Genomic DNA, 8,248 nt, shown 5'->3' with positions numbered 1-8,248 from the left:
GCGAGAAGCAGGAGGCCTGCGACAGCACCGGCAGGTCCGCGTGGGGGCCGCCCGCGAGGGCCGCCTTCACCGTCTCCGCCTGCACCGCGTTGACCAGGTCGATGACCGGCTCGTCCTTCCACGGTGCCTCGGCCGTGGACATGGCGGCGGTGGAGGTGCCGATGACCTGGTTGACGTAGGCGACGACCTTGGCGTGCTCGTCCGCGAGGAGCCCGGTGATCTCCGGGTCCTCCTCCACGGTGTTGGAGTTCAGCACGCGGGCGCCGACGCCGGCGACGGTCCAGCGGCCCTTCTCCCACACCAGGTCGAAGTCGAAGAGGGTCAGCCGCTGGCCCCACTTCAGCGGCTCGGAGAGGACCACGTCCTTCCCGGTCTCCTTGTTCGTCACCCGGTACTCGGGTATCTCGGTGTGCGCGTGGCCGACGAGGATGGCGTCGATGCCGGGCACCTGCTCGGCGACGAGCCCGGCGGCGTTCTCCACGTACGGCAGCTGGTCACCGTACGAGGAGGTGCCGCTGGAGCCGGAGTGCGCGGAGACGATCACGACGTCGGCGCCCATCGAGCGCAGCTTCGGCACCCACTTCGCCGCCTGCTCCTCCAGGCCCGGGAAGACCATCCGGCCCTGCACGTTGGCCTTGTCCCAGAGGGCGATGCCCGGGTTGGTCAGCCCGAGCACCGCGACGCGGACGTCCCGGCCGTGCGGGGTGCGCAACCGGTGCATGCTGTACGGGGGGAAGGCCGGGCGCAGCGTCTTCGCGTCGAGCGCGTTGGCGCCGAGCAGCGGGAAGTCGCACTGCTCCTCGAACTTCCGCAGCACCGGGATGCCGTAGTTGAACTCGTGGTTGCCGAGGGCGACGGCGTCGTACCCGATGGCGTTCATCGCCTGCGCCATGGGGTGGACGGGGCCGCCGGCGCGGGTGATGGGGTCGACCTTGGCGTAGTAGTAGGAGAGCTGGGTGCCCTGGATGGTGTCACCGGCGTCGATGAGGAGGGTGTTGCGGTGCCCCTTCTCCGCGCGGACCTGCTTGACCAGGGTCGAGATCTTGGCGAGGCCGACGTCGTTGCGCGCCTTGTCGTCGAACTCCTTGTCCGTGAAGTAGTCCCAGTTGAAGACGTTGCCGTGCAGGTCGGTGGTGCCCATGACGGTGAAGGAGTACCGCTTGGCCGGCCTGGGGCGGGGACCGTGGGCCTCGGCGGGGGCGGCGACCCCGGCCGTGAGGGCGGCTGTGGCCCCCACGGCGACGGAGCTCTCCAGGAAGGTCCGGCGGTTCAACGGCATGTGCTCTCCTTGACTGGTACGGCGCGGGCGTCGGCTCGATGACGCACAACGCGCGTAGATTCTGACCCAGTCGTCCTGGCGTGCGACAGGCCTTTCGGGTTACGGAGTAGGAAAGTGTGCGGCGGGCGCCCGTCGCCGAGGCGGAGGAGGCACAACGTGACAGAACGGCACGCGACCCCGGAGTCGCCGCAGGTGACGGTGCGCGGCGAGGGACGCCTGGAGGTCGACCCGGAGGTGGCCCGGATCTGGGTGACCGTCACGGCCCGCGGGCCCGACCGGCAGACCGCGCTCACGGACCTCACCCGGCGCAACGCCCAGGTGCTCGACCTGGTCAAGGGCCAGGGCCCGGCCGTGGAGAAGGTGGAGACGGGCAGCCTCTCGATCGCTCCCGAGAACGCCCGCAAGGGACGCGGTGAGCGCGTCCACGCCTACCGGGGCCGGGTGCGGATCACCGCCGAGCTGTCCGACTTCACCGTCCTCGGGGAACTGGTGACCCGGCTCGCGGATCTGGAGCAGACGGCCGTCGAGGGCCCTTGGTGGGGGCTGCGGCCGGCCTCCCCGGTGTACGCGGAGGCGCGCCGGCTCGCGGTGACCGAGGCGGTCCAGCGGGCGCGGGCCTACGCGGAGGCGCTCGGCACCTCGCTCGCCTCGCTCCTCGAACTCTCGGACGCCGGGCTCGCGGAACCCTCCTTCGCGGGCCGCGCCGCCTTCGGGCCGGAGATGGTCGGGTACGGGGCGGGGGCGCCCGACGGGCCCCCGCCGCTGGACCTCGAACCGCAGCGGCAGACGGTGACGGCCGGGGTGGTCGCCCGCTTCACCATGGCGCCGCCCGCACTGTGAGACGAGCGGTCCCGGAGCCCGGGAAGCGCTCATAGGAGCACCTCGGCGCACAGATTCAAGTCTTGTCAACAACCTTTCATGGAAAGGTTGTTGAGTCGTCATGCCACCCCCATTCGCTACCGGTGGGTAAGCCCTAGGCTCGACTCATGCGCCGAGCGAAAATCGTTTGTACCCTTGGGCCCGCCACCGCCACATACGACCAGATCAAGGCGTTGATCGAGGCCGGCATGGACGTGGCCCGACTCAACCTCAGCCACGGCACCTACGCCGAGCACGAGGAGCGTTACCAGCACGTCCGCAAGGCCGCCGACGAATCCGGCCGCAGCGTCGGCGTCCTCGCCGACCTTCAAGGCCCGAAGATCCGGCTCGGCCGCTTCCGTGAGGGACCCGTACTCCTTGAACGCGGCGACGAGTTCACCATCACCGTCGAACCGATGGAGGGCGACCGCCACCTCTGCGGCACGACCTACGCCGGACTCGCCGAGGACGTCACCGCCGGCGAGCGCATCCTCGTCGACGACGGCCGGGTGACCCTGGAGGTCACCTCCGTCGACGGCCCCCGGGTCCGCACCCGCGTCGTCGAGGGCGGCATGGTCTCCGACCACAAGGGCCTCAACCTGCCCGGCGTCGCCGTCTCCGTCCCCGCCCTGTCCGAGAAGGACGTGGAGGACCTGCGCTGGGCCCTGCGCACCGGCGCGGACGTCATCGCCCTCTCCTTCGTCCGCGGTGCCCGGGACATCGAGGACGTCCACCGGATCATGGACGAGGAGGGCCGCAGGCTCCCCGTCATCGCCAAGATCGAGAAGCCGCAGGCGGTCGAGAACATCGAGGAGATCGTCGCCGCCTTCGACGGCATCATGGTGGCCCGCGGCGACCTCGGCGTCGAGATGCCCCTGGAGCAGGTGCCCATCGTCCAGAAGCGGGCGATCAAACTGGCCAAGCGCAACGCCAAGCCGGTCATCGTCGCCACGCAGATGCTGGACTCGATGATCGACAACTCCCGGCCCACCCGCGCCGAGGCCTCCGACGTCGCCAACGCGGTCATCGACGGCACCGACGCCGTGATGCTCTCCGGCGAGACCAGCGTCGGCCGCTTCCCGGTCGAGACCGTCCGCACCATGAGCCGGATCGTGGAGGCCGCCGAGGAGGACGTCCTCGCCAAGGGCCTCCCGGCGCTGACCGAGCGCAACAAGCCCCGGACCCAGGGCGGGGCCGTCGCCCGCGCGGCGGCGGAGATGGGCGACTTCCTCGGAGCCAAGTTCCTCGTCGCCTTCACCCAGTCCGGCGACACGGTCAAGCGCCTCTCCCGCTACCGTTCCCCGATCCCGCTGCTCGCCTTCACGCCGGACCCGGCCACCCGCTCCCAGCTCACCCTGACCTGGGGCGTGGAGGCCTTCCTCGGTCCGCACGTCGACTCCACGGACGCGATGGTGGCGCAGGTGGACGAGGAACTGCTGCGGATCGGCCGCTGCCGGAAGGGCGACATCGTGGTGATCACGGCGGGCTCCCCGCCGGGTGTCCCGGGCTCGACCAACCTGGTCCGGGTGCACCACATCGGCGAACCGCTGAAGTGACGGGACGGTCCGCTGCCGACCGGCCCCGTCCGGGTCGGTCCGCGGAGGATCTCAGTCCTAGGAATCGAAGGTAATGTGCCCCGGGTGGGATTCGAACCCACGCTGGATGGTGTTTGAGACCACTGCCTCTACCGCTGGGCTACCGGGGCTCCCTTTGAAACAAAGGCCGATGATCACCCGCCGTGCCCCTACCTTACAGGAGGTGGGTAGGCTCATGGGGAGCTGTATCCGCCTCCGGAACGAGGCCATCGAACGAGGAGCCCGCGTGACCGCCCCCGAGTCGCCCCAGCCCGCCGACGACGCCGAGGCGTCCCACGTCCCGCCGCTGACGACCCGCGTCGTCATCGCCGAGGACGAGGCGCTCATCCGCCTCGACCTCAAAGAGATGCTCGAGGAAGAGGGCTACACGGTCGTCGGCGAGGCCGGTGACGGAGCCACCGCCGTCGAGCTCGCCCGCGAGCACCGTCCCGACCTCGTCATCCTCGACGTGAAGATGCCCGTGCTCGACGGCATCTCCGCCGCGGAGAAGATCGCCGGCGAGTCCATCGCCCCGGTCCTCATGCTCACCGCCTTCTCGCAGCGCGAGCTCGTCGAGCGGGCCCGGGACGCCGGCGCCATGGCGTACCTGGTGAAGCCCTTCAGCAAGAGCGACGTGGTGCCCGCCATCGAGATGGCCGTCTCCCGCTTCGCCGAGCTGCGCGCCCTGGAGAAGGAGGTCGCGGACCTCTCGCAGCGCCTGGAGACCCGCAAGCTGGTCGACCGGGCCAAGTCGATCCTCCAGACCCAGTACGGCCTCACCGAGCCGGCCGCCTTCCGCTGGATCCAGAAGACCTCCATGGACCGCCGCATGTCGATGCAGCAGGTCGCCGAGGCCGTCATCGAGGACGCCGAGGAGAAGAAGGCCGCCAAGGGCCAGTGACTTCCCGGCCCGTCGTACCCGCGTACGCACGGAAGAAGGCCCGCCCCGCGACGCTGCGGGGCGGGCCTTGTCGTCTCCTGCGGGCGGCTACTCCTCGCCGAGGTACGTCTTGCGGACGTCGTCGTCGACGAGCAGGTCCCGGCCGGTGCCGGACAGCTTGATCGTGCCGACCTCCAGGACGTAGCCCTGGTCCGCCAGGGACAGGGCCGCCTGCGCGTTCTGCTCGATGAGCAGGATCGTCATGCCCTCGGACTTCAGGGTCGCGATCGTCTCCATGATCTTCTGCATCATGATCGGCGACAGACCCATGGAGGGCTCGTCCAGCATCAGCAGCTTGGGCCGGGACATCAGGGCACGGCCCATCGCCAGCATCTGCTGCTCACCGCCCGACAGGGTGCCCGCCGCCTGCTTGCGGCGCTCCCCCAGGATCGGGAAGAGGTCGTAGGACTTCTGGATGTCCTGCGCGATGCCGTCCTTGTCGCTGCGCAGGAACGCGCCCAGCTGCAGGTTCTCCTCGATGGTGAGCCGGGGGAAGATGTGCCGGCCCTCGGGGGAGTGCGCCAGGCCCAGGGCGACCACCTTGTGGGCCGGGACGCCGTTGAGCACCTGGCCGTCGAAGACGATCTTGCCCGCGGTGGGCTTGAGCAGACCCGAGAGGGTGCGCAGCGTCGTGGTCTTGCCGGCGCCGTTGGTGCCGATCAGGGCGACGACCTGGCCCGCCTCGACGGAGAAGGAGATGCCCTTGACGGCCTCGATCTTGCCGTAGGCGACCCTGAGGTCCTCGACCTCCAGAAGCGCGGTCACTTGGAGTCTCCTTCGGTGGTGCTGTCCGCGCCGGAGGCCTTGCCGGTCCCGGCGGCGGGGGTGTCGTCGGAGGGCGCGGTGTCCTCCGGCGCCGTGCCCTCGTCGGCCTCGGCGGCCTCGTCGTCCTCGGCGCTCTCAGGGGCGGCGGCGTCCCCGGCCTCCTCGGCTTCCTGGGCCTCCGCGGCCGCGTGGGCCTCGGCCGCCTCGACCTCCGCCGCCTCCTCGGCGCCCGGGGCGCCCTCGTACGGCGTACCGAGGTACGCGGCGACGACGCGCTCGTCGCCCTGGACCACCTCGGAGGTGCCCTCGACGAGCTTCTCGCCCTGGACGAGGACCGCCACCCGGTCGCACAGCTTGAAGATGAACTTCATGTCGTGCTCGATGACGAGGACCGCGATACCGCGGTCGCGGATCGCGAAGACCAGCTCCTCGGTGGTGCGGGTCTCGCTCTGGTTCATGCCGGCCGTCGGCTCGTCGAGCAGCAGCAGGCCCGGGTCGCTGGCGAGCGCGCGGGCGATCTCCAGCTTGCGCTGCTCGCCGTACGGGAGGTTGCGCGCCAGGTGCTCGGCCTTGCTCGCCAGGCCCACGAACTCCAGGAGTTCCATGGCCCGTTCGCGCGAGGCGGCCTCCGCCTTCCTGAAGCCGGGTCCGCGCAGCAGCGCGGACCACAGGCCCTCCTTGGTCCGGGTGTGGCGCCCGACGAGGACGTTCTCCAGGACCGTCATGTTGGAGAAGAGACGGATGTTCTGGAAGGTACGCGCGATGCCGGCCTGGGTGACCAGGTGCGGCTTCGGCGGCAGGACCGTGCCCTTGTAGCTGACCTGGCCCTCGGTGGGGACGTACAGGCCGGTCAGGCAGTTGAAGAAGGTGGTCTTGCCGGCGCCGTTGGGGCCGATCAGACCGACGATCTCGCCCTCGCGGACCGTGAGGTCCACATCGCGCACGGCGGTCAGGCCGCCGAAGCGCATGGTGACCCCGCTCGCCTCCAGGACGGGGGCGGCCGTGGCGGTGCCGGTGGCGGTTTCCTTGGTGGTGGTCGTCATGGCGTTCACGCCCCCGCCTTCGAGGTTCCGGCGATCGGATCGGCGGCGGGCCGCGGCTCCGGTACGCCGGGCTGCTCGTCGTTCTCGTGGAATTCCAGCTGCGCCCGCTTGTTGGCGATCAGGCCCTCGGGACGGAAGCGCATCAGCAGGATCAGCGCGATGCCGAAGCCGAGGAGCTGGTAGTCCTGGAGGAACTGCAGCTTGGCCGGGATCAGGAAGAGGAGCGCGGAGCCGAGGATGGGTCCGGTGATGGTGCCCATGCCGCCGAGGATGACGGCGGCGAGGAGGAACGCCGAGTTCGGGGGAACGGGTCCGGCGAAGACGTAGTTCTCGGGGACCACCGTGGTGTTGACGTGGGCCTGGACGGTGCCCGCCAGGCCGGCCAGGGCCGCGCCGAGGGCGAAGGCGATCAGCTTGACCCGGAAGCCGTTGATGCCCATGGCGGTGGCGGCGGTCTCGTCCTCGCGGATGGCGACCCAGGCACGGCCGATGCGGCTGTTGGCGGCGCGGGCGAAGACGATGACGACCAGGACCATGACCAGGATCATCAGCAGGTAGTAGTTGGCGTAGGCGCCGAGTTCCACCCCGAGGACCGTGTGCGACTCGCCGAAGTTGTAGCCGAAGAACTCCAGCTGCGGGATGTTCGGGATGCCGTTGGGGCCGTTGGTGATCTGGGGGCCCGAGGTGCCGTCGAGGTTGCCCATGGCGATGCGGAAGATCTCACCGAACCCGAGGGTCACGATGGCGAGGTAGTCGCCGCGCAGCCGCAGGGTCGGGGCACCGATGACCACACCGAAGACCAGCGAGGCCGCCATGCCGGTGAGCGCCGCCGCCCAGAAGGGGAACTGGACGCCGAAGGCGGAGGAGGTCGCGCCGGAGACGAGGGCCGCGGTGTACGCGCCGACGCCGAGGAAGGCGACGTAACCGAGGTCGAGCAGGCCCGCGAGGCCGACGACGATGTTCAGACCGAGGGCGACCGTCGCGAAGATGAGGATGTTGACCGCGATCAGCGTGTACGTGTCGCCGCTCTGCTGGATGAACGGGAAGGCGATGGCGGCGACGAGGCTGGCGGTGACCGCCACCTGGCGGTTCCGGGCGGTGATCGCCGAGAGCCGCGCGAAGAGACCGGACTTCATCAGCGCCGTGGCGGCGAAGCCGACGGTGATCAGGTACGCGATGAACAGCTGCGGCTCGGAGTCCTCGGTGTCGATGCCGAAGGTGACGACGAAGAGACCGAGCGCGAAGACCGCGACGATGACCAGGATCTCGGCCCAGGAGGGCAGCGGCTTGGCGGGGGCGGGCTTGCGGGTGTCGTCCGGCAGCTTGTACGCGACGGCCGCGGGTACGGCCGAGGCCAGGACGGCCACGCCGGCGCCGGGCTCCAGGTCCACCAGCGCACCGAGCTCCACGATGATCGCGAGCGCGGTGAAGAGGGTCGTGGCGAAGGTGCCGAGGGCCAGGATCCACAGGGCCTTGCGGCCACCGGCCGGGGTCAGCCAGCCGAGCCCCTTGACGCCCAGCGCGGAGAGCGCGTGGAGAGCGGTGAGCACGGCACCGACGAGCGTCAGCATCTGGAGCGGTGCCGGGTAGCCGTACAGCGTGAGGTTGCCGGGGAAGGCGGTGGTCCACGTCCAGGCGAGGAAGGTGCTGGCGACGGTGGCGAGGCTGCCGCCGGCGATCGTCCAGAGCAGTGCGGGGGACAGGGCCGCGGCGGGGGTCTTGGTCGGGTTCTCGGTCATGGTGCTCACGCCCTGTCCGCGACGCGCTCGCCCAGCAGGCCCTGCGGCCG

At 70.3% G+C, this 8,248-nt stretch carries 7 protein-coding genes and 1 tRNA gene; 3 read left to right on the top strand and 5 right to left on the bottom strand.

Features of this window, described 5'->3' with window-relative positions; all coding sequences use genetic code 11:
* Positions 1–1,279 (bottom strand): metallophosphoesterase (locus tag RIF68_RS18585; RefSeq protein WP_309052394.1); only part of this gene is annotated, 1,279 nt, incomplete at its 3' end.
* Between the two features lie 156 nt (positions 1,280–1,435).
* Here RIF68_RS18585 and RIF68_RS18580 point away from each other — a divergent pair.
* Together RIF68_RS18580 and pyk are read left to right on the top strand one after the other, a co-directional pair.
* Positions 1,436–2,119: an SIMPL domain-containing protein gene (locus RIF68_RS18580; protein ID WP_309052393.1), complete on the top strand. Its 684-nt coding sequence runs from the start codon at positions 1,436–1,438 to the stop codon at positions 2,117–2,119.
* Between the two features lie 146 nt (positions 2,120–2,265).
* Entirely contained in the window at positions 2,266–3,693 is a 1,428-nt protein-coding gene (gene pyk, locus RIF68_RS18575) for a pyruvate kinase (protein WP_309052392.1), read from the top strand.
* A gap of 76 nt (positions 3,694–3,769) precedes the next feature.
* Here the strand turns inward: pyk and RIF68_RS18570 are convergent.
* Positions 3,770–3,842, bottom strand: a tRNA-Leu gene (locus RIF68_RS18570).
* 116 nt (positions 3,843–3,958) lie between these two features.
* Between RIF68_RS18570 and RIF68_RS18565 the strand changes: the two genes are divergently transcribed.
* A complete protein-coding gene (locus RIF68_RS18565) occupies positions 3,959–4,612 on the top strand; it encodes a response regulator (protein ID WP_309052391.1) in 654 nt (217 codons plus the stop codon).
* 87 nt (positions 4,613–4,699) lie between these two features.
* Here RIF68_RS18565 and RIF68_RS18560 read toward each other — a convergent pair whose 3' ends face one another.
* The 3 genes from RIF68_RS18560 to RIF68_RS18550 are packed head-to-tail and all read right to left on the bottom strand — an operon-like array spanning position 4,700 to position 8,198.
* Positions 4,700–5,416 carry an ABC transporter ATP-binding protein gene (locus RIF68_RS18560; protein WP_309052390.1) on the bottom strand — a complete coding sequence of 239 codons (717 nt, stop codon included), beginning with the start codon at positions 5,414–5,416 and terminating at the stop codon, positions 4,700–4,702.
* Positions 5,413–6,459, bottom strand: coding sequence for an ABC transporter ATP-binding protein (locus RIF68_RS18555; RefSeq protein WP_309052396.1), 1,047 nt, complete (start codon positions 6,457–6,459; stop codon positions 5,413–5,415). The genes RIF68_RS18560 and RIF68_RS18555 overlap by 4 nt, the downstream gene beginning before the upstream one ends.
* Before the next feature lie 5 nt (positions 6,460–6,464).
* Complete coding sequence (locus tag RIF68_RS18550; RefSeq protein WP_309052395.1) at positions 6,465–8,198, bottom strand: branched-chain amino acid ABC transporter permease; 1,734 nt, start codon at positions 8,196–8,198, stop codon at positions 6,465–6,467.
* Between the last annotated feature and the right edge of the window lie 50 nt (positions 8,199–8,248).

This window comes from Streptomyces sp. (genome assembly GCF_031178505.1).
Lineage (GTDB): Bacteria > Actinomycetota > Actinomycetes > Streptomycetales > Streptomycetaceae > Streptomyces > Streptomyces gulbargensis.
Note: the sequence above shows the minus strand (reverse complement) of the source record. Positions and strands in the feature narration are given on the sequence as shown.

Coding starts and splice junctions, on each gene's coding strand:
- RIF68_RS18555 (WP_309052396.1), bottom strand. CDS start 6,459: ATGACGACCACCACCAAGGAAACCGCCACCGGCACCGCCACGGCCGCC.
- pyk (WP_309052392.1), top strand. CDS start 2,266: ATGCGCCGAGCGAAAATCGTTTGTACCCTTGGGCCCGCCACCGCCACA.
- RIF68_RS18550 (WP_309052395.1), bottom strand. CDS start 8,198: ATGACCGAGAACCCGACCAAGACCCCCGCCGCGGCCCTGTCCCCCGCA.